Below are 18,384 nucleotides of genomic sequence, written 5' to 3' on the forward strand. Positions count from 1 at the left end.
TCATGGACAAACTTATTCCTAACCAACCAAACGATTTAGATGTCACTGAGCCGAACTTTTCTTGGAAGAAAGTGAAAAGTGTTATGAATACTCTGTATGCTTTTTTCTATGGTAACCCGCCAGCGATAATGGGTGGTTTTTTACTGACGGTTATTCTTGCTGGTGCTGTTTTTGCGCCAGTATTTGCCACGCATAACCCTGAAAAACGTGTCGCACGGCCACATGTCGCTCCTAGCGCAGAACACGTTATGGGTTCAACGCGAAGCGGACGTGATGTATATAGTCAGGTGCTTTACGGTGCAAGGAAATCGCTAACCGTGGCTATTTCTGCTGGCGTAATTGCGATGACAATAGCGATTATTGTTGGTGTTTCGTCTGGCTATTTTGGCGGAAAAATTGACGAGCGTTTAAATTTTGTGACCAACGTGTTTTTGGTCTTTCCTCAGCTCCCCTTACTTATCGTACTTGCGGCATTCCTAGGGCAGGTGGGATCTCTGGTTATTACCGTCCTATTGGGGGTCACATCTTGGCCATGGGGGGCGAGAGTAATACGATCCCAAACGATGGCTATTCGTAGCAAAGAATTTATTATTTCGGCGGAAGTAATGGGAGAATCTAAAATTCGTATCATCTTAGTAGAGATACTTCCTAATCTTACCTCTATTGTGTTTGGCGGCTTTCTTGGCACGGTTATCTACGCAATGGGCGCAGAAGCAGGCTTGGGTATTTTAGGTTTGGGGGATGCAACAGAAGTGAGCTGGGGTTCAATGCTGTATTGGGCACAAACGTCATCTGCTCTTTACACTGGTGCTTGGTGGGAAATGATTGTCCCTGCAATGGCTCTCGCCCTTACCGGTGGTGCATTGGCATTAATAAACATGTCAATTGACCAGGTGAGTAATCCAAAATTAAAAACTGGTCCGCATATTAAGATCTGGCACAAACTGAAGAAAGAAGCAGATATTCGCAGAGGTTTAAGATGAGTAATTTATTAGAGATTAACAACCTTTGTGTTGATTATGTTTCTCCAAATGGGATTGCGAGAGCGGTTAATAATGTCAGTATCTCTATTGCACCGGGCGAAACATTAGGAATTGCAGGGGAGTCAGGTTGTGGAAAAAGTACCCTGGCGTTCGCGATATCTCGGTTGCATAAAGCGCCGGCGCTTATTTCTGAAGGTGAGATCCTTTATAAAGGTGAAGATGTTCTGAAAATGAACAATAAACAACTTAGAAATTTTCGCTGGAACGAAGTTTCAGTGGTATTTCAAAGTGCAATGAACTCTCTAAACCCTGTGATAACAATTGGTGAGCAGTTAACGGATGTGATTTTAGCGCATAAGCCAGTAACCAAAAAACAAGCTTACGAGAAAGCGGCGGAGTTACTTGAGATTGTTGGGATACACGCGGATCGTTTGTCGAGCTTCCCTCATCAGCTTAGTGGTGGAATGAGACAACGCGTCGTTATTGCTATTGCTCTGGCACTCGAGCCAAAACTTATCATTATGGATGAGCCAACGACCGCACTCGATGTGGTGGTAGAGCGTGAAATTCTTAATGAGCTTTATGATCTGAAAACCAAATTTGGATTTTCAATTCTTTTTATCAGCCACGACTTAAGTTTGATGGGCGAGATAGCCGACAGAATTGGTGTGATGTATGCAGGTAACCTGATTGAATTAGGTAGCGCAAAAACCGTTTTTGGTTCACCACAACATCCATATACCCAAGGTTTGATTTCATCGTTTCCTACTATACATGGGCCGAAAGAGCGTTTGTATGGAATCCCAGGCAACCCTGTAAATCTATTGAATACACCACAAGGCTGCAATTTTCAAGATCGCTGCTCCCATTGTTTTGCTGACTGTAAAACGAAAGAACCGACACTGTCCCTGTTAGAAACCGGACATCAAGTGTCATGTCATCTTGTGTAGGAGAGAAGAGATGGAACAAGTAAAAGAAAAAGAGGTCATTCTTTCGGTCAATAATTTGGTCAAAGATTTCTCACTCGGTCAGTCAGCGAAAAGCGGTCTCATGCGAGCGGTTAACGATGTTACTTTTGAATTACGTAAAGGCGAAGCATTAGCCATTGTGGGTGAATCTGGCTCAGGAAAAAGCACAGGTGCTCGTATCCTCACACGTATCTATGATAAGACTGGCGGGGATGTCATCTTTAAGGGTGAACCGCTTCAAGAATATATCGAAAAAAACGGCGAGTTAGAATATGCCCGCCAAGTACAGATGATCTTTCAAGACCCATTTGGCTCTTTAAACCCTGTCCATACTATCTACCACCATATCGCTAGACCATTGCTTATTCATAAGCGCGCTGAGAAACAACATGTGGCGAAACTGGTTTATGAGTTACTTGAATTGGTTGGGTTGCAACCCGTGAAAGAAACGGCGGAAAAGTATCCACATGAACTTAGTGGTGGACAGAGACAACGTGTTGCTATTGCAAGAGCGATAGCGGTTAGCCCGGAGGTTATCCTTGCAGATGAACCAATATCGATGCTCGATGTATCGGTTCGCCTTGGTATCTTGAATTTGATGTCAGACCTCAAAGATAAACACGGCATCTCGTTTATGTATATTACCCACGATATTGCGACGGCCCGTTATTTCGCAGAAAAAACGGCGGTGATGTATGTGGGTCATATGGTGGAGTGGGGAAGCAGTGACAGTGTGACGCAGAACCCTCAACATCCTTACTCGCAACTTCTGCTGTCTGCCGTTCCTGAAGTGGGCAAGTCAGGTCGACGTGAATTAACGGTTAAGAAAGGCGAAATTCCGATGTGGAAACCAGACAGCGTGGGTTGTCCATTTGCGACGCGTTGCCTTAAAGCGACTCAGCAGTGTAATGACGCTATGCCAGAAGCGACTCAAATTGGTGTCGAACACTTTGCCCGCTGTCATCATCTATAAATTTGAAAATTAAGCGCGTAACTGCGCCTTGATAATATTGGTACTAATATGCAATATACCCCTCATAAAGAGTCAGAGCTCGTCAACGGTGAATTCGTCAATCTTAATGGCGAGCGATTTTACAAAATAGAGAATGTTGATCGAATGGATCCGTTTTTTATTAGCGTTGTTTCTGCAAGTAATCATTGGTTATTTATCTCTTCTACTGGCTGTCTATCAGCGGGTAGGATTCGCCCAGAAAATGCGCTTTTTCCTTACCGGTCAGTTGACCATATACATGAAAGTGCTGAAAATACAGGGGCAAAAACGATCATTCGACTTACCTCACAAGAAGGTGTTGCTAAGTGGGAACCATTTAATCCTCAACATGATGGGTTATATGAGCTTCAGAGGAATCTGTATAAAAATAGCGTCGGCGATAAGATTACGTTTGAAGAGATCAATATAACGTTACAACTCAAGTTTCAGTACAGTTGGAATACCAGTGAACAATTTGGATTTGTGCGTCGATCGGAGCTAACAAATTTAACCAGCGACGTACGTCAAATTGAACTGCTTGATGGTATTCAAAATATCCTACCCTCTGGTGCCCCGTTGCAGGCGCTGCAAACAAGAAGTGCGCTGGTAGACGCCTACAAGTGGAATGAGCAGGTAGAGACATCGCCATTGGCTCTGTTCAGCATGTATGCCATGTTAAGCGACAAAGCCGAGCCTGCCGAATCGCTAAGAGCGACCACCGTATTTAGCGTAGATAGTGATGACGGTGATATTCTGCTATCCAGCAAACAGCTTAATGACTTCCGAAAAGGCAAACCAGTGACAGGAGAGTCCTTAACTAAGGGCATACGAGGTGCTTATTTCATCCGTAAGTCGATGACACTGGACAGCTTTAAAAGTAACTCTTGGTTTATCGTTGCCGACATAGATAAAACCCATTCTGATATTGCAAAACTAAGGCCAAACCTCAATCGAGTTGGTGAATTAGCGACGACCATTGAAAGAAGCATTGAGGACAATCATTCTGAGCTCGTCAGTTTGATGTCGGGTGCCGACGCTTGGCAGTTGACGTCAGAAGAGAACACCAGTGTACATCACTACGCCAATGTACTGTTTAACAACATGCGTGGTGGTGTGTTTGAAAACAATTACGATTTAGATACTTCAGATGTATACAAAACCATGCTGAACGCTAATGAATTGGTAGTTAAGAGTAACAAAGCGTTTTTTACCTCATTGCCGAAGGTTATTTCACATAGTGCTTTGATTAAGCAAGCAGAAGAAACGGGAGATACGCAGTTAACGCGACTCTGCTATGAATATCTTCCTCTGACATTTGGCCGTCGTCATGGTGACCCCAGCCGTCCTTGGAATCATTATGAAATCAAAGTTAAAGATGAGAATGGGGACAGACTGTTATCCTATCAGGGAAACTGGCGTGATATCTTCCAAAACTGGGAAGCATCTGCATTAAGCTATCCCGGTTTTATTCCATCGTTTATTGCGAAATTCGTGAATGCCTCTACTGCCGATGGATATAACCCATATCGCATAACCAAAGATGGTGTCGATTGGGAGCTGTTAGACGCAGAAGATCCGTGGAGCAATATAGGGTATTGGGGTGATCACCAGATTATCTACTTGCTAAAATTCCTAGAATTAGCCGACAAATATAGCCAATCAGATTTGGTTAATCTTTTGGATAAAGAAATCTATGCTTATGCCAATGTGCCTTATGAGTTATGCGGAGTAGAGTCGTTGTTTGCAAACCCAAAAGACACCGTGGTATTTAATAGTGAAAAGCAGCAACAGATTGAACATCGAGTGTCTCAAATTGGCAGTGATGGGCGCTTAATACTACACAACGGTAGTGATGTTTATCTTGTCAATTTAATGGAAAAAATGCTGGTTCCTTTGTTATCTAAACTGAGTAACTTGGTGCTCGATGGTGGTATCTGGCTGAACACTCAAAGACCAGAATGGAATGACGCAAATAATGCCATTGTAGGCAATGGTCTATCCATGGTGACATTGTATTACATGCGTAGATATGTCACCTTTCTACAAAAATTATTGGTTCAAGCTCCAGCATCAATTGCACTCTCAAAAGAGGTGTCTGCATGGATGTTTAACACCAGTAAGATCTTATCTGAGGCTGCTTTAGAGATAGCTCAAAAAACGATTACACGTCAAACTCGTAAAGCGATTCTAACTAAGTTTGAAAAAGCGGCCGAAGAGTACCGAGAAAAAGTGTATCGCATGAATGGTTTTTCGGGGAAATCCACTGTAGAGACGGCTGATATATCTAGAATGATGGACGTTTGCTTAGCGGTTGTAGACGATACGATCGCCAATAACAGGCGAAGTGATGGTCTTTATAATGCCTATAATATTATAAATTATTCTGCTGAGCAGGTAGAAGTGTCTGAATTATATCCGATGTTGGAAGGGCAGGTCGCTATTCTTAGCTCTGGTGTGCTGACACCAAGACAAGCCGTTCAGTTATTAGATAAACTGTTTGCTAGCGAGATGTATCGTGACGATCAGCAAAGCTTTATGCTTTATCCAGATAGAGATCTCGCTTCATTTAGCGATAAAAACCGGATTGCAAGCGATCTAGTAGAAGAAAACGAGTTACTCTCTTTGATGATTGAAAAAGGAGATACTCGTATTCTGAATAAGGACATAACCGATCAATGTCATTTCAATGCTAGTTTTGAAAACAGTGGCTGCCTACAAGAGGTTTTAGAGCAAGTTCGCAGCGAATACACAGAGGTTTCTGAAGATAGTATTCAAGGTGTGATGAGCATTTATGAACAGGTATTTAACCATCGAGCCTTTACGGGGCGCTCTGGTACGATGTTTGGTTATGAAGGTTTGGGGAGTATCTATTGGCATATGGTTTCTAAGTTACTGCTTGCAGTACAAGAGAACTATCACTCTTCATTAGCATTAAACCCAACAAGTCAAGAGACCAAGAAGCTGGCCGACTATTACTATCTAGTGCGTCAAGGTATTGGGTTCAACAAATCACCAGAAAATTACGGCGCTTTTCCAACCGACCCTTATTCGCATACGCCTAAGCACTCGGGTGCTCAGCAACCAGGCATGACTGGTCAGGTGAAAGAGGAAATCATTACTCGATTTGGAGAGCTGGGGCTCAATATTTCAGGTGGGGTTATCACGATCAATCCAAAACTCCTGAAGCCAAGTGAGTTTTTAACTCAATCAGATTCATTTAAATTTGAGAATGTGTTTGGTGACTCGGTCGTTAAGGTTGTTGAGAAAGGCTGCCTTGCATTTACTTATTGTCAGGTGCCTTTTATTTATCAAATAACGGATAGTAGCGAAATGGAGATGAGCATCGTAATGAACGACGGAAGTGAGAAATTCGTTCAAGGTTCAACCATGCCATTATCTCTCTGCGAACATATCTTTAGCCGTTCTGGCAAGGTTGAAAAAGTTAGAGTGTTCGTACCGAGAAAGAGTTGCTGGGGTTGAGTGATATTTATTAGAGATTAGTCTATAAATAAAGGAACTCAAGTCTTCTTTGTACGTTTAGCAATGGGCAAGCATGCCCATTGCTGTCTGATCCATAGCACCCATATTACCGAATAGTAATTTTTCCGTTTACCTTAGTTCAGGTCTCTAACCGATTGGCGTTCAATTAAGGTTGGTTGAAGTCGTTTTTCCCCTGACTTTAGTGGTTTTCCTTTTAGTTCATTGAGTACATAGCTTGCACCCTGAATCGCCATTTCCTTAAGAGGGAAGTCGATGGTCGTTAAGCTTGGGTTCATGTATTGGCTATAGTTGCTATTATCAAAACCGATAATCGATACGTCTTCACCTACCCGCAATCCCTTTTCTGCACAAACCCCGTAGGCGGTCATCGCTATATTGTCGTTCATGCAAAATATGGCGGTCATCTCTGTGTCTCTGTTTAAAAGACGCCTTACGGCCCCGTCATTACCTTGATGGTCAAAACGGCCTTCAACAACTAAATTTGCATCATATTCAATCCCATTTTTTGCCAAGGCATTTCGGTAACCTTGTAGACGATCTCTGCTATCAATTTTACTTAACTGCCCGGTGATACAACCGATTTTTTTATGCCCCATACGAATGAGATAGTCCACCGCGATAGCCCCACCATGTTCATTATCTATATAAATGCATTTATCTGATATTTCGGGAATATATCGGTTAAGTAATGCTGTTGCTGGTGTATGTTGTACAATTTCAAGAATATCGCTGTCGGATAGCATATCCGATGTTAAAACCAGTCCATCTACTTTTTTTGATCGTAGAAAGGCGATGGATTCTTGCTCTTGATCTAGGCGTTCATTGCCACTGGAAATAATGACGTGATAGTTTTCTTTACGAGCGGCCTCTTCGACGTTGTGCATCATTGGGCCATAAAAAGGACCATCAAGTGTGCCCACTAGCATTCCAATGCTGTAAGACTTATTGGAAGCGAGTGCCTGAGCAAAGGCATTGGGTTGATAACCTAGTGCCTCAATCGCTTCAAATACCTTGATCCTATTTTTCTCTTTTACCGATTCGTGTTTGTTTAAAGCTCGAGAAACAGTGGACTGCGATACCTGAGCATACTCCGCAACTTCTTTAATGGTTATCAATGTTCTTCGGTCCTTTAGGCTTGGTGTGTTCCGATTCGGTTATTACTGCGAATTTTACACGAATTAAGGTTTGTCACTAGTTTTGGTTTTATCATCGTTGATCGCACTTACTTTATCAAAGACCTATTCTGAAACTTAGCGTTAGTGTCAATTTTTTCTAGTTAATCTTATTTTATTTTCAATTACGGTTCAAAATGTGAACCAAGCTCAAGCAAGCGCTTTCTTTGTGTGTTTGTATCACATTTTGTAGGGGTGTGGTAACCATATAATCTAACGAGAAGGCCAAGTTAAACAATGAAATAAACTTTTTACCAGATATCTTGGATGAACTCTAATTTCGTATATTAAATTGGTCATTTTACAAAATTAAAAAGAAAGCGCTTTCTTTGTGGTTTGAACTACGAAATTTGAGACGCTGTAAACAAAAGTACCCTCGACGGAGTTAATAATGAGATTATCAAAAATATCCTTAGCGTGCTTGATGGCAACATCTGGCCTTTCCCTTTCCCCAATAGCAACTGCTGATACAACCGATGGCTTTGAGTTTCATGGTTATTTTCGAGCTGGTGCAATCTTTAGCGTTGAAGATGATTTAAAGCGGGCCAAATTTCCGGCGACAAAAGAGACCTTAGGGCGTTTGGGTATTGAGTCTGACAACCACTATGAACTTGCTTTACAAAAAAACTTTGATTTAGACAATGGCCAAAAAATCAGAATTAAAACTCGTGCAGGCGCAGATAATAACAACGGAGATGCGACGAATCAGCTTTCATCAAACGTGAATGGTGGCGATATAGGCATTATGGAAACCTTCGTAGAATTTGAAGGCGTGACAGAAACCGGTGTTGTTTGGGGAGGGAAACGTTTCTATGGTAAAGATAACTATATCTTTATGACAGACTTCTTTTATACAGATATGTCCGGTATTGGTGCTGGTATTGAAGGCATTACATTGGGTGATAATGCTTGGGACTTCGCGTATATGGCGAGTGATAAAAACGACAACGATGCAGGTCGCTGGGGTGACAACACCAACAATACTATGCATTCGGTTCATGTTGGTGTAAATCTCGGTAAGTTTGAGATCCATTCTATGGCGAAATACCTGCCGGACAATTACAACACAGTGGACGGTGTAACAACAGGTGACTTCGCAGAAACAGGTTTTGAAGTGACGGGTATTTATCATCTAGATAGCCTATGGGGACTGCCGGGAAATGGTTTTTCTAAAGTAATTGGTCAAGCGGGTACTGGGTTAGGCTCGGGTCAGTTACTTGGTGGTACAATGACGGAATACAATGCATACAAACCGGGTTCCGGTCGCGGTCAAGGTCAAAGTTTTTTGACCCAAGTTAAAGATGGCGATAACTCTTTTCGTTTGCTTACTTGGGGAGGTTATTTCCCTGAGGGTAAGATGAACTACTTTACCTCTATCCAAGGCCAATACAACGATTACGACGACGGCGGTAACGACTACTGGACATCAGCAATGGTTCGCCCAACGTATAGCGTAAATGAAAACTTCTTTGTTGCGACAGAACTTGGTTTTCAACATACTGGTTACGAAAACGTTGATGGAACGACAGGCACAGATAATGATTATAAACTGACTATTGCACCGACTGTAGTTGTCAATACCGGTATGGGACCAGCGCCAGAAATACGCTTCCTTGCAACCTATCTTGATGGCACTGCGCGTGAAAAAAGTGATGTAATCGTAGGCATCCAAGCCGACATGTGGTGGTAACGGATTGTCCATTTGCCTTGTTTAATTCGGTTAGACTAATCGCTATTTAATGGATTAGCAGGGTTCAGTTTTAGACTGAACCCTTTTTTGTTTTCCATTCATCTTCCGCTACACTATAGGAAAAAATCACCTAAGGCCGTTTATATGCATCCAGACATTCAAGCCAAATATGATCGCTACCCATCTGAAATAAAAGCAAGAATGATGGAGCTAAGAACCTTAGTATTTGAGGTGGCGAGATCTTTAGGACTAGAGGAAGTTGAAGAAAGCCTTAAATGGGGGGAGCCAAGCTACTTAGTCAAAGGAGGAAGTGCAATTCGTATGGATTGGAAAGCGACATCGCCGAAGCAATATAGTTTGTATTTCAACTGTAAAACGACGCTAATTGACACCTATAGAGAGTTGTATTCCGATACGCTTCATTTTCAGGGGAATCGAGAAATAGTGCTTAATCCCAATGAACCATTGCCAAAAGAGGTTATCCGGCACTGTATTCAGTTAGCGCTTACTTATAAAAGCGTTAAACATCTACCGTTATTAGGGGCGTAACTTATTTTATGAGTAGAAAGTAGAAAGTAGAAAGTAGAAACGAGAAAGTAACAAAGATGATTACTCATGATTTGTCGCGTTATTCGTTATTCGGTCAGAATCCTCCCGCCCATCGGTCAAAATTATCTATAATATCTATCTCTTCCTGCGTTTTTGGTTTCGGAAAATAGGGTAGGGCAAGCAATTTCTCAGACGGTAACAACACCCATTCTGGTGTTATTTTTCTTCGCATGAGTTCACCTTCGTCATCCGGGGAAAGATACATATAGTAGCCGTCGGAGTTGGTGTTAGCGTAACTAGCAATACGACCAGTTTCACCCGTTGGTAGTTTTACCTTGCGACCCCATGGAAAAAGTCGATGCAGTGCGTAGCTGACATGTGCATCTTCTAAATAGCCATGTACGAATCGATACCAACCAATAGCGGTAGATGTCATCCTGTGAGACCAACCTGCAAGCAACAATCCACTAAGTGTGTCCTTGAATGGTTGTCCTTTTGGTATCCCTTCATTTGATATGAATTGAACCAAAAGTTTGTCTCCGTTTTGTTCAAGAATAGTCAAGAACTGCTCACCAGTTTTATCCGCTAGTAGCTTCATACATCACCTTAAATTCACTTAACTTTCCAACCAATATCTATTATGTGTGTTGATTGGTTTACATTTTATTGATTTACCTTTTATCATTATGCGCTTAAGGGAAGAAATTGGTAACAAGCAATTTCAATAAAATATAGAAGATAGCCATCATATTAGCTATTTGGCTGATATAGCGTATTTGATGAAAAACAGACAGACGATAACCGTTGGCCTCAAGTAACGGTGTGTTGTTATTGAGCAAAAAGGATGTGTTATGTTTGCCGTGATTTTTAAAGCAAAAGTGGGTAAACAAGATAAGGATTATCTTGATATGGTGGCTGTTATGCGAGAACTGGCATTTTCGAAATACGGTTGTTTAGATTTTATTGCAACATCTGAGGGCGACCAAGAGATAGCCATTTCATACTGGGAGTCTGAGCAAGATATCCAACGATGGCATAATGATGCGCAACATGCTGTTGCGCAAAAACTTGGAAAAGAAAAGTGGTATCAATCGTATGTGGTTGAGGTAGTCGAAATTCAAAGGCGTTATAGTTATCCATAGTAGATAGGGTTAACAATTAGGAATTATCAGCACAAGATTGAATTATTAGGAGTAGGAATGAATTCAAAACAAGTAGTGTTAGCTTTTTGGGAAACTATGCGAAGTAATGATTTTGTTGCGGCCAGTGAATGGTTAACGGAAGATTTCGAAGGGCAGTGGCCCCAGTCGTTAGAACGAATCTGTGGCCGTAAAAACTTTGCGGCGATTAATACCGCCTATCCTGCGGAAGGGCGCTGGGAATTTGTGATTAACACCATAGTATGCGAAGGCGACGTCGTTGTGACGGATGTGTCTATTTCTGATGGCAGCGTTAAAGCACGAGCTATTACATTCTCGACAGTGCAGAATGGCTTAATAAGTAAGCAAGTTGAATTTTGGCCGGATGACTACGAGGCGCCTCAGTGGCGAGCTCAATGGGTAAAAAATCTCAAATAAGGTTAGGAATGCAAAACATAACAACGTTGTCGTTTGATTCAGAAAATAGTCAGCACAGGCAAGACCTTGAGCGGTTGTTTCTTGAGTATAGTTCAACAGTCGCATTAGATATTGTAGATAAGCTCTCGTCGCTTATTTATTTCACAGGCTTTATTTTGTATGTTGATAAAAAACCCGCTGGCTTTGCCGTCTGTTTTGAATCATTTTCTACCTATCGATCTCAGCCTGTACTTAATATCCATGATTTTATGATTGCGAAAGCTTTTAGGGGGACAGGGCTAGGCAAAAACTTACTCGCGGCTATTGAAGAACATGCTCGAAAAAACGATATGGTTAAGATTACTTTAGAAGTAGACGACGACAATCATGTGGCAAAAAAACGGTATGCTAGATGTGGATTTGAAGATCACCAAGTGGTACTTAAAGGCTTGTTGCATTGGCAGAAGTATCTCAATTAAGTGTCAATTACTCGATTGTTTAACAAGAGAGAAAGTATGGAAGCGTTCGAAATACTGCTCAATATTGCACAACGTAAAGCCACGTTTGATAAAACAAGTAGTTGGGCGGATGGCGCTGAAACCTATATCAATGAAATCAAAAATGAAGTGGACGAAGTAATAGAAGAGTTACCGAAAGGGAGAGTGTGCTATCTCGAAGATGAACTTGGTGATGTATTGTGGGATTACGTTAATGCGCTTATTGCCTTGGAAGGAGAAAAAGGTGTGACTGTCGAATCGGTACTAAAACGCGCGTGTAAAAAGTATGAACAGCGCGTTTCTGGTATTGAAGGTGGCAAGCAATGGCAAGAGATAAAAGAACTACAGAACATCGCATTAGCAAAAGAGCAGGCGCAGAGAATCAAAGTGAAATAAATGAACCTCTCTACGATTAATGCCGATTAGTTAAGACAAAATATTTACTAACTCGCCGTCGTCCAGTGCAAACGTAATGCTGTTCGGTTAGTGCTAAATACTTCGTCATTCCCGTGAAAACGGGAATCTTGGTGAATTTAGATCCCCATTTTCATGGGGATGACGACATCTGATAGCTTTAAGTGAAAAGTATTACCCCTTTACGATTGTTTTTTGGCAACAAAGAAAAACAGTGGGTAAGGGCAATTTTCCCCTGCATAGTTTTCATGCCACACTTCGTAATATTGTTCGATTTTAAGTATTTGAAACCCTGCATTTTCCGCGATATTTGTAAGGGCTTGCACATCAAATCCATTATGGCCGCTAAAGGATGGATTATGTTGGTGAAATGAGCCATCTTCTGCATATAGATCCGCAATAATCAACATACCATTATCTTCTAAGGTGCTAAATGCGTCTGAAAAGAATAGGGATATATCGGCAATATGATGAAGGGTCATGAGAGTGGTTATAGCAGAATGCTTCGATTCAAGTTGGCTAAGTCGTTCAATATGTTGAGTATCGATATTGCTCAGATTCGCGCTAATGACTTTTTCCTTTGCTATTTCAATCATTTGCCGTGAAGCGTCCGCGAGCACAATGCGATCAAATGTATCGGTTAACTGAACACCAAGTAAGCCCGTACCGCTACCAAAATCTACAATGCTGTTTGTCGAGTTGAAGCTTAGTTCTTTTATTTTATTCGCGGTTGTCTTTGCACGATCAACCTTTAATGGGTTGCTATCCCATGTGTGTGCAACTGAATCAAAGTAATCACTCATCATGCGCGCCTAATCTCTATGTTTATGTATTATCAGTTCGCTTCGGTTTGGCAATTGTATTGCAAATTTAATCGGCTTTCTGCGTCATTTGTAGGATTGGTCATGATTGATTCTGAGTGCTACAAAACTATTTTTTGACAGCAGGCATGACTTAAACGAATTATGACCGCTCTAAATGCTGAAATGACCCCTTAAATCGGCGAATTTGGCGTTTTTAAGATGCTGATTTTATTGAAGTTGTTTTTATGTCGTTTTTATTAAGTCGATGATAATCTCTGTGGTACAAAAGATAAGGGCAAACTATGAAAAAGACCAACCAGTTGTATGACGACACCGATTTTACTAAACAAGACTTGAGCGATTCGCTATTTGAGAAGTGTACCTTTATTCGGTGCGATTTTAATCACGCGAATCTACGAGATGCGCATTTTGTGGATTGTACCTTTATTAGACAAGGGGATATTGAAGGTTGTGATTTTGGTTTTTGTGATTTGCGTGATGCCTCCTTCAAGGATTGTCAGTTGTCTATGTCCAACTTCAGTGGTGCCAACTGTTTTGGTATTGAATTAAGGGATTGTGACCTAAAAGGTGCGAATTTTTTTCGAGCGAGTTTCGTCAATCAGGTTAGCTACAAGATGTTTTTTTGCTCCGCTTACATCACCGGTTGTAATTTGTCTTACGCCAATTTTGAACGCCAGTGTATCGAGAAGTGTGATCTATTTGAAAATCGATGGATTAGCACCAATCTACAAGGTGCGTCTTTAAAAGAGTCTGATTTAAGTCGAGGGTCGTTTTCTGGAGATATCTGGGGGCAGTTTCGTATGGAAGGTTGTAATCTAAGCCATTCAGAACTGGATGGCTTGGACCCACGTAAGGTTGATCTGACGGGTGTAAAAATTTGTGAATGGCAACAGGAACAATTGCTTGAGAAATTAGGGTTGATCGTCCTACCTAATTGATGAATCCGGTAAACGGTTAGACATTATCTACCATCAAACCATGATGGCGTATGCGCTATCATGGTTTGAAACCGCCTTGGTACTTAGACTGATTAGATCTGTTTCTAATAAATAATACCAACGCTTAGATTCCACGTTAAACCTCCCAACCTCCTGAGCTTTCCTCTAACTTCTCTTTCATAAAGTTGATAAATACGTTCACTTTTTCCGGTAGGTGTTTCCTTTCTGGATAAACGGCGAAAATGGCATGGCTTGGTAAAGAATAATGGTCCAATAATGTTACGAGTTGGCCATTCGCTAAATACTCATAGACGAGAAAGGTGGGCATCTGGCAAATACCGAGACCTTGCAGTAAAGCATCCGCTATCGCATCGCTATTATTGACGACAAAATTGCCTTTAGGTTCTATCTTTATTTTTTGTTTATCTTGGAAAAATGTCCATTCAACCCCAGCCTGAAATAAGCTGTAATATAGACAGTTATGGTTAGAGAGATCTTCTGGAGTATTGGGTATGCCGTGTTGAGCAATATATTTTGGGGAAGCGCACACCACACTTTTGCAATTCACCAGTTTTCTGGCGATCAACGATGAGTCTTTTAGCTCACCTATTCGGATACCGACATCAAAACCACCTTCCACCATACTGATTACCTTATCATCCATACTAAGAATCACTTTTATGTCGGGATAGCGGTCTAGAAATTCTTTCATGTAGGGCACGAGATGTCGGCGGGAAAACGTCATTGGTGCATTGATCTTGAGTGTTCCCCTAGGGGAGCCCTGATAATGAGACAACGCGGTAAATCCTTCTTGAGCGAGCGCCAATGAGTGCCTTGCATAATCGGAGAAATGTTCGCCGGCTTCGGTTAGCGTCATTTTTCTCGTCGTTCTATTGAATAATCGGACCCTTAAGTTGTCTTCTAAAACGGATATTCTCTTGCTGACGGCCGACTTGGTCATGCCTAGCTTCTCGGCCGCCGCCGAAAAGCTGCCGCACTCTATGACCGCCACAAAAACAGGTATTGCCGAAAAGTCTTCTTTCATTGTCAACTATTACTCTACTATAAGTTTCTATATTAAAGATTATCATGATATTGCATATAAACTAAAGTACGGCTCAAGACAAAGGAGTCGTTATGCAAAAAATAAATTGGTATTCAGGGATGGCCGTCTTCGGTGGTTGTCTTCTTGCGCTCATGATTCATTTAAATAGTCAGCTTGCGCTGGGTACAACAGGGTTAAGCGCTTCATGGTTCGCTCATGGTATCGGAGCGGTTACCGCTTGGATTCTTCTTTCCATATTAGGCCCAAAACGGCATGCTGTTGAGATGGATGAACGTAAGGCACCACGATTATTTTATCTTGGCGGTATACCTGGCGCGTTTACGGTCATTCTCGCGTCAATCACTGTTAACAGTAGTATCGGCTTATCGGGAACGTTAGCATTAGGGTTGATAGGGCAGTTGATCTTTTCATTGATATGCGAACGGTTTGGTTGGTTACAGCTGGAGAAAAAGACATTTTCTATGGTTGATTTTGTTCCCATTGTACTGATTGTACTGGGATCCATTCTGTTGATATACGCAAGGGTTTAATGATGACTATCTATATTTTGATTGGCCTTTTAAATGGCGTCTGTATCGCTTTGAGTAGAATATTGAACGGGCAACTAAGTGGTTATCAAGGGGCATTTAAAGCCTCTTACATCAATCATATTGGTGGCTTTTGTTTTCTTTCATTGATGGCGCTAATACTTTTGAGCCCCCCTCAGTTTGCCCCAGTATCTGAAGGCCTGATGTATGCTGGTGGCGTCATTGGCGCATTATATGTGGCCATAAATAGTGTGGTGATAACAAAACTCGGTTCTACAAGTGCGATAATTCTTGTAATTAGTGGGCAGATGCTTTTTAGTTTGCTTCTGGATACATCGTCCCATAATCCTGACAGTTTACTTATGAAGATAGCCGGCGTGAGTTTGATTATTATTGGAATGACCATCAAGGAACTGCTCAGACAAAATAGCGTGAAACTGCAAAAGCAGAACCAAGAATAACAAGGCGTTAGGCTTTATTGAACGTCAACGAGTGAATTGGCTGACGTTTAATCCGGTTATTCAGTTGTTGAATATGAATGGTTATGAGGCATCATATAAGCGCTTAAGATTTGTCTAAACACTCGAGATTGGAGAAAACTGATGAACATCAAGTCCTTTGCAGAGGCGACGGGTTTAACGCCGTACACACTGAGATATTATGAAAAAATAGGCCTATTGAAAGAGGTGCGACGCAATGGGAGTGGTCACCGAACATTCACATCTAAAGAGATTAAATGGGTTGAATTTATTATTCGTTTGAAAGAAACCGGGATGCCTCTAGAGCAGATTTTGCAATATGGAGCACTTAGAGACGAGGGTGATCAAACCATTGTAGCTCGGCAGATGATGTTGGAAAATCACCGAGAGGTACTCAAAACGCAAATAGAATCTCAAATGAGACACCTCTCCGCACTCGATAATAAAATTGAGTTTTATAAAAATCACGCTTGACTTAGAGTGGGCTCTAACTTGTAACCTAGGTTTGTAATTCATTCCAAGGAGCAAGATATGAGTAAAACGAGATACGAGATGGGTCTCGAAAATTTAGCCAAGATAGACGGTGAAGCGGGACAAAAAGTGATTGATAGCCTACAAGATATCGCCCCGGATCTGGCACGTTTCACCATTGAGTTTCCGTTTGGTGATGTTTACGCGCGCGAAGGGTTAGACTTAAAGTCACGAGAAATCGCCACCGTTGCGGCATTAACGGCCCTAGGAAACTGCCAACCTCAATTAAAGGTTCATTTACATGCGGCATTAAATGTCGGTTGTAGTGAAGAGGAATTAAAGGAAGTGATCATTCAGATGGCTATTTATGCAGGTTTTCCGGCGGCTCTAAACGGTATGTTCGCATTCAAAGAGGTGTTGGCAGAGAATGCCAAGCACATCTAGTCTTGCTTTGGGGTGAAAAAAGAGGTGCCTCTGGAAGATAATCACCTCTTTAAACCGTGCAATAGCTTCATTTGCTAACAAGGTTACCTTCGCTACTAAGCGGAATAGTATGAATCTGGGATGGGTAGGTGACCTGTTTTTACTAAAATAACGGTTTCTTCTTCCACGTATGGGCAGTGGCTGCTCATATGCGGGCTACGGATCCATGTCCCTTTTGGATAGTGCCCATATTCGTCCCTAAATGTACCAGATAGAACCAAGATCTCTTCACCACCAAAATGTTTATGGGGTTGAAAATGCTCGCCTTTTGGCCACTTAACTAACGCAACATGCTCATGCTTAAATTCGTGCAGAGGCATTACCTGTAAACCACCTAACCCTGCTAACCAGCTTTGTTCTTTTGTTTTTATTCGGATCTGTTTTGAGTCGTTTTCATCAAATTGATTAAGCTTGACGAATAGTATGCAGCCACCCTTACTAAATGGTGCGTGAGCGCTATTCGGTGGGTTCCTTAAGTAAGTGCCAGCAGGAAAGTCACCACTCTCATCTGAGAAGGTGCCATCTAACACAAAAATTTCCTCCCCTACTGGATGAGGATGGGATTTAAATTTAGAATCCGCGTCATATTTTACAATGCTGGTGGTGTGTCCCGCTTCTTGTTCTTGTCGTTCAAATGGTTTGCGCCAAACGCCGTTGGCCGGGCTTGCTAACCATTCCATTTTTTCAGATTCAATGACCAGTCTCTGGTTGAAGTCCATGTTCAGCATTGGTTTTAGTCCCTAGTGTGCTATTCGTTTAGTAAGCTTAGCTTATTACGATCGGAAAAAGCACCGTTATTGGAACGAAGTTTTTATTGGAAAATTGCAAGAATGGTATCAATCTGTTTTGTTAAAGCCAATGTAATCACCACCGAAAGGCAACCAATTGATGCGATGAAGAATAGAATTCGACGTATTCTACTGGCTTTTTGACTCATGGCTCCAAATCCGCAAGCGATATAAAGAACAACCATAGCAAGTTTGTAACTAAGCCACGGAGCTGAAGCGGTGAAAGGGATGAACTTAGTGATAGAAACAAGGGCGATACCACTGGAAAACAGTAGAGTGTCAATAACGTGTGGTAGATGTTTAAGCCATAGAGGCTGAGTTTTTATTTCTGATGCTGCGTAGTAACGAAGAAACCGAAAGACAAATAATGAAATACTGATGGTGACAGTGACAATGTGAAAGGTTTTCACTTCTAGATACATGGTTTTTACCTAGGGCTAGGATGGATAAAGAAATAAAAAGAGCGGAATAACCCGCTCTTTTTATA

The 18,384-nt window shown here is 41.7% G+C and carries 21 protein-coding genes; 15 read left to right on the top strand and 6 right to left on the bottom strand.

Annotated elements, in window-relative coordinates; translation table 11 throughout:
* The first annotated feature begins 2 nt into the window (after positions 1–2).
* From AACW90_RS02835 to AACW90_RS02850, 4 genes are read left to right on the top strand one after another with little or no spacing between them, the layout of a single operon-like run.
* Positions 3–983: an ABC transporter permease gene (locus AACW90_RS02835; protein WP_390230459.1), complete on the top strand. Its 981-nt coding sequence runs from the start codon at positions 3–5 to the stop codon at positions 981–983.
* A complete protein-coding gene (locus AACW90_RS02840; protein ID WP_390230462.1) occupies positions 980–1,933 on the top strand; it encodes an ABC transporter ATP-binding protein in 954 nt (317 codons plus the stop codon). Before AACW90_RS02835 ends, AACW90_RS02840 begins: the two co-directional genes overlap by 4 nt.
* 10 nt (positions 1,934–1,943) lie before the next feature.
* A complete protein-coding gene (locus tag AACW90_RS02845) occupies positions 1,944–2,924 on the top strand; it encodes an ABC transporter ATP-binding protein (protein WP_390230465.1) in 981 nt (326 codons plus the stop codon).
* 48 nt (positions 2,925–2,972) lie between these two features.
* On the top strand, positions 2,973–6,422 hold the full coding sequence (locus tag AACW90_RS02850; RefSeq protein ID WP_390230468.1) for a 1,3-beta-D-glucan phosphorylase, GH149 family: 3,450 nt from the start codon (positions 2,973–2,975) through the stop codon (positions 6,420–6,422).
* Between the two features lie 134 nt (positions 6,423–6,556).
* On the opposite strand, the gene AACW90_RS02855 is transcribed toward AACW90_RS02850, so the two are convergent.
* Positions 6,557–7,558, bottom strand: a complete 1,002-nt coding sequence (locus AACW90_RS02855; RefSeq protein WP_390230471.1) for a LacI family DNA-binding transcriptional regulator — start codon at positions 7,556–7,558, stop codon at positions 6,557–6,559.
* A 448-nt stretch (positions 7,559–8,006) separates the two neighbouring features.
* Here AACW90_RS02855 and AACW90_RS02860 point away from each other — a divergent pair, with 448 nt between their 5' ends.
* Complete coding sequence (locus AACW90_RS02860) at positions 8,007–9,305, top strand: carbohydrate porin (protein ID WP_390230474.1); 1,299 nt, start codon at positions 8,007–8,009, stop codon at positions 9,303–9,305.
* 144 nt (positions 9,306–9,449) lie between these two features.
* On the top strand, positions 9,450–9,854 hold the full coding sequence (locus tag AACW90_RS02865) for a DUF1801 domain-containing protein (RefSeq protein WP_390230477.1): 405 nt from the start codon (positions 9,450–9,452) through the stop codon (positions 9,852–9,854).
* A gap of 94 nt (positions 9,855–9,948) precedes the next feature.
* Here AACW90_RS02865 and AACW90_RS02870 read toward each other — a convergent pair whose 3' ends face one another.
* Positions 9,949–10,452: a hypothetical protein gene (locus AACW90_RS02870; protein ID WP_390230480.1), complete on the bottom strand. Its 504-nt coding sequence runs from the start codon at positions 10,450–10,452 to the stop codon at positions 9,949–9,951.
* A 253-nt stretch (positions 10,453–10,705) separates the two neighbouring features.
* Here AACW90_RS02870 and AACW90_RS02875 point away from each other — a divergent pair, with 253 nt between their 5' ends.
* Genes AACW90_RS02875 through AACW90_RS02890 form a run of 4 tightly spaced genes read left to right on the top strand, consistent with a single transcriptional unit; the run spans position 10,706 to position 12,303 of the window.
* On the top strand, positions 10,706–10,996 hold the full coding sequence (locus tag AACW90_RS02875; protein ID WP_390230483.1) for an antibiotic biosynthesis monooxygenase family protein: 291 nt from the start codon (positions 10,706–10,708) through the stop codon (positions 10,994–10,996).
* A gap of 57 nt (positions 10,997–11,053) precedes the next feature.
* Positions 11,054–11,431: a nuclear transport factor 2 family protein gene (locus AACW90_RS02880; protein WP_390230486.1), complete on the top strand. Its 378-nt coding sequence runs from the start codon at positions 11,054–11,056 to the stop codon at positions 11,429–11,431.
* Between the two features lie 8 nt (positions 11,432–11,439).
* Positions 11,440–11,889, top strand: a complete 450-nt coding sequence (locus tag AACW90_RS02885) for a GNAT family N-acetyltransferase (RefSeq protein ID WP_390230489.1) — start codon at positions 11,440–11,442, stop codon at positions 11,887–11,889.
* Between the two features lie 36 nt (positions 11,890–11,925).
* Positions 11,926–12,303, top strand: a complete 378-nt coding sequence (locus AACW90_RS02890; protein ID WP_390230492.1) for a MazG nucleotide pyrophosphohydrolase domain-containing protein — start codon at positions 11,926–11,928, stop codon at positions 12,301–12,303.
* Positions 12,304–12,503: 200 nt separating this feature from the next.
* On the opposite strand, the gene AACW90_RS02895 is transcribed toward AACW90_RS02890, so the two are convergent.
* The gene (locus AACW90_RS02895) at positions 12,504–13,127 is read right to left on the bottom strand and encodes a class I SAM-dependent DNA methyltransferase (RefSeq protein WP_390230495.1); all 624 of its coding nucleotides are present in this window, start codon (positions 13,125–13,127) and stop codon (positions 12,504–12,506) included.
* Between the two features lie 299 nt (positions 13,128–13,426).
* On the opposite strand from AACW90_RS02895, the gene AACW90_RS02900 reads away from it, so the two are divergent.
* Positions 13,427–14,083, top strand: coding sequence for a Qnr family pentapeptide repeat protein (locus tag AACW90_RS02900; protein WP_275137787.1), 657 nt, complete (start codon positions 13,427–13,429; stop codon positions 14,081–14,083).
* 136 nt (positions 14,084–14,219) lie between these two features.
* On the opposite strand, the gene AACW90_RS02905 is transcribed toward AACW90_RS02900, so the two are convergent.
* On the bottom strand, positions 14,220–15,128 hold the full coding sequence (locus tag AACW90_RS02905) for a LysR family transcriptional regulator (protein ID WP_390230498.1): 909 nt from the start codon (positions 15,126–15,128) through the stop codon (positions 14,220–14,222).
* A gap of 92 nt (positions 15,129–15,220) precedes the next feature.
* Between AACW90_RS02905 and AACW90_RS02910 the strand changes: the two genes are divergently transcribed.
* From AACW90_RS02910 to AACW90_RS02925, 4 genes are all read left to right on the top strand, one after another.
* The gene (locus AACW90_RS02910) at positions 15,221–15,679 is read left to right on the top strand and encodes a DMT family transporter (RefSeq protein WP_390230500.1); all 459 of its coding nucleotides are present in this window, start codon (positions 15,221–15,223) and stop codon (positions 15,677–15,679) included.
* Positions 15,679–16,137, top strand: a complete 459-nt coding sequence (locus AACW90_RS02915) for a DMT family transporter (RefSeq protein ID WP_390230503.1) — start codon at positions 15,679–15,681, stop codon at positions 16,135–16,137. Before AACW90_RS02910 ends, AACW90_RS02915 begins: the two co-directional genes overlap by 1 nt.
* Before the next feature lie 141 nt (positions 16,138–16,278).
* A complete protein-coding gene (locus tag AACW90_RS02920; RefSeq protein ID WP_390230506.1) occupies positions 16,279–16,629 on the top strand; it encodes a MerR family transcriptional regulator in 351 nt (116 codons plus the stop codon).
* A gap of 57 nt (positions 16,630–16,686) precedes the next feature.
* Positions 16,687–17,070 (top strand): carboxymuconolactone decarboxylase family protein, encoded by a 384-nt coding sequence (locus AACW90_RS02925; RefSeq protein ID WP_390230509.1) that lies wholly within the window; start codon positions 16,687–16,689, stop codon positions 17,068–17,070.
* A gap of 95 nt (positions 17,071–17,165) precedes the next feature.
* Here the strand turns inward: AACW90_RS02925 and AACW90_RS02930 are convergent, their stop codons facing one another.
* Positions 17,166–17,837, bottom strand: coding sequence for a cupin domain-containing protein (locus AACW90_RS02930; RefSeq protein WP_390230512.1), 672 nt, complete (start codon positions 17,835–17,837; stop codon positions 17,166–17,168).
* Between the two features lie 83 nt (positions 17,838–17,920).
* Positions 17,921–18,319 carry a SirB2 family protein gene (locus AACW90_RS02935; protein WP_390230515.1) on the bottom strand — a complete coding sequence of 133 codons (399 nt, stop codon included), beginning with the start codon at positions 18,317–18,319 and terminating at the stop codon, positions 17,921–17,923.
* Positions 18,320–18,384: the final 65 nt, after the last annotated feature.

This window comes from Vibrio frigidus, assembly GCF_042465995.1.
Lineage (GTDB): Bacteria > Pseudomonadota > Gammaproteobacteria > Enterobacterales > Vibrionaceae > Vibrio.

Coding starts and splice junctions, on each gene's coding strand:
- AACW90_RS02840 (WP_390230462.1), top strand. CDS start 980: ATGAGTAATTTATTAGAGATTAACAACCTTTGTGTTGATTATGTTTCT.
- AACW90_RS02860 (WP_390230474.1), top strand. CDS start 8,007: ATGAGATTATCAAAAATATCCTTAGCGTGCTTGATGGCAACATCTGGC.
- AACW90_RS02870 (WP_390230480.1), bottom strand. CDS start 10,452: ATGAAGCTACTAGCGGATAAAACTGGTGAGCAGTTCTTGACTATTCTT.
- AACW90_RS02880 (WP_390230486.1), top strand. CDS start 11,054: ATGAATTCAAAACAAGTAGTGTTAGCTTTTTGGGAAACTATGCGAAGT.
- AACW90_RS02865 (WP_390230477.1), top strand. CDS start 9,450: ATGCATCCAGACATTCAAGCCAAATATGATCGCTACCCATCTGAAATA.
- AACW90_RS02850 (WP_390230468.1), top strand. CDS start 2,973: ATGCAATATACCCCTCATAAAGAGTCAGAGCTCGTCAACGGTGAATTC.
- AACW90_RS02915 (WP_390230503.1), top strand. CDS start 15,679: ATGATGACTATCTATATTTTGATTGGCCTTTTAAATGGCGTCTGTATC.
- AACW90_RS02925 (WP_390230509.1), top strand. CDS start 16,687: ATGAGTAAAACGAGATACGAGATGGGTCTCGAAAATTTAGCCAAGATA.
- AACW90_RS02845 (WP_390230465.1), top strand. CDS start 1,944: ATGGAACAAGTAAAAGAAAAAGAGGTCATTCTTTCGGTCAATAATTTG.
- AACW90_RS02895 (WP_390230495.1), bottom strand. CDS start 13,127: ATGATGAGTGATTACTTTGATTCAGTTGCACACACATGGGATAGCAAC.
- AACW90_RS02905 (WP_390230498.1), bottom strand. CDS start 15,128: ATGAAAGAAGACTTTTCGGCAATACCTGTTTTTGTGGCGGTCATAGAG.
- AACW90_RS02890 (WP_390230492.1), top strand. CDS start 11,926: ATGGAAGCGTTCGAAATACTGCTCAATATTGCACAACGTAAAGCCACG.
- AACW90_RS02930 (WP_390230512.1), bottom strand. CDS start 17,837: ATGCTGAACATGGACTTCAACCAGAGACTGGTCATTGAATCTGAAAAA.
- AACW90_RS02835 (WP_390230459.1), top strand. CDS start 3: ATGGACAAACTTATTCCTAACCAACCAAACGATTTAGATGTCACTGAG.
- AACW90_RS02910 (WP_390230500.1), top strand. CDS start 15,221: ATGCAAAAAATAAATTGGTATTCAGGGATGGCCGTCTTCGGTGGTTGT.
- AACW90_RS02920 (WP_390230506.1), top strand. CDS start 16,279: ATGAACATCAAGTCCTTTGCAGAGGCGACGGGTTTAACGCCGTACACA.
- AACW90_RS02875 (WP_390230483.1), top strand. CDS start 10,706: ATGTTTGCCGTGATTTTTAAAGCAAAAGTGGGTAAACAAGATAAGGAT.
- AACW90_RS02935 (WP_390230515.1), bottom strand. CDS start 18,319: ATGTATCTAGAAGTGAAAACCTTTCACATTGTCACTGTCACCATCAGT.
- AACW90_RS02900 (WP_275137787.1), top strand. CDS start 13,427: ATGAAAAAGACCAACCAGTTGTATGACGACACCGATTTTACTAAACAA.
- AACW90_RS02885 (WP_390230489.1), top strand. CDS start 11,440: ATGCAAAACATAACAACGTTGTCGTTTGATTCAGAAAATAGTCAGCAC.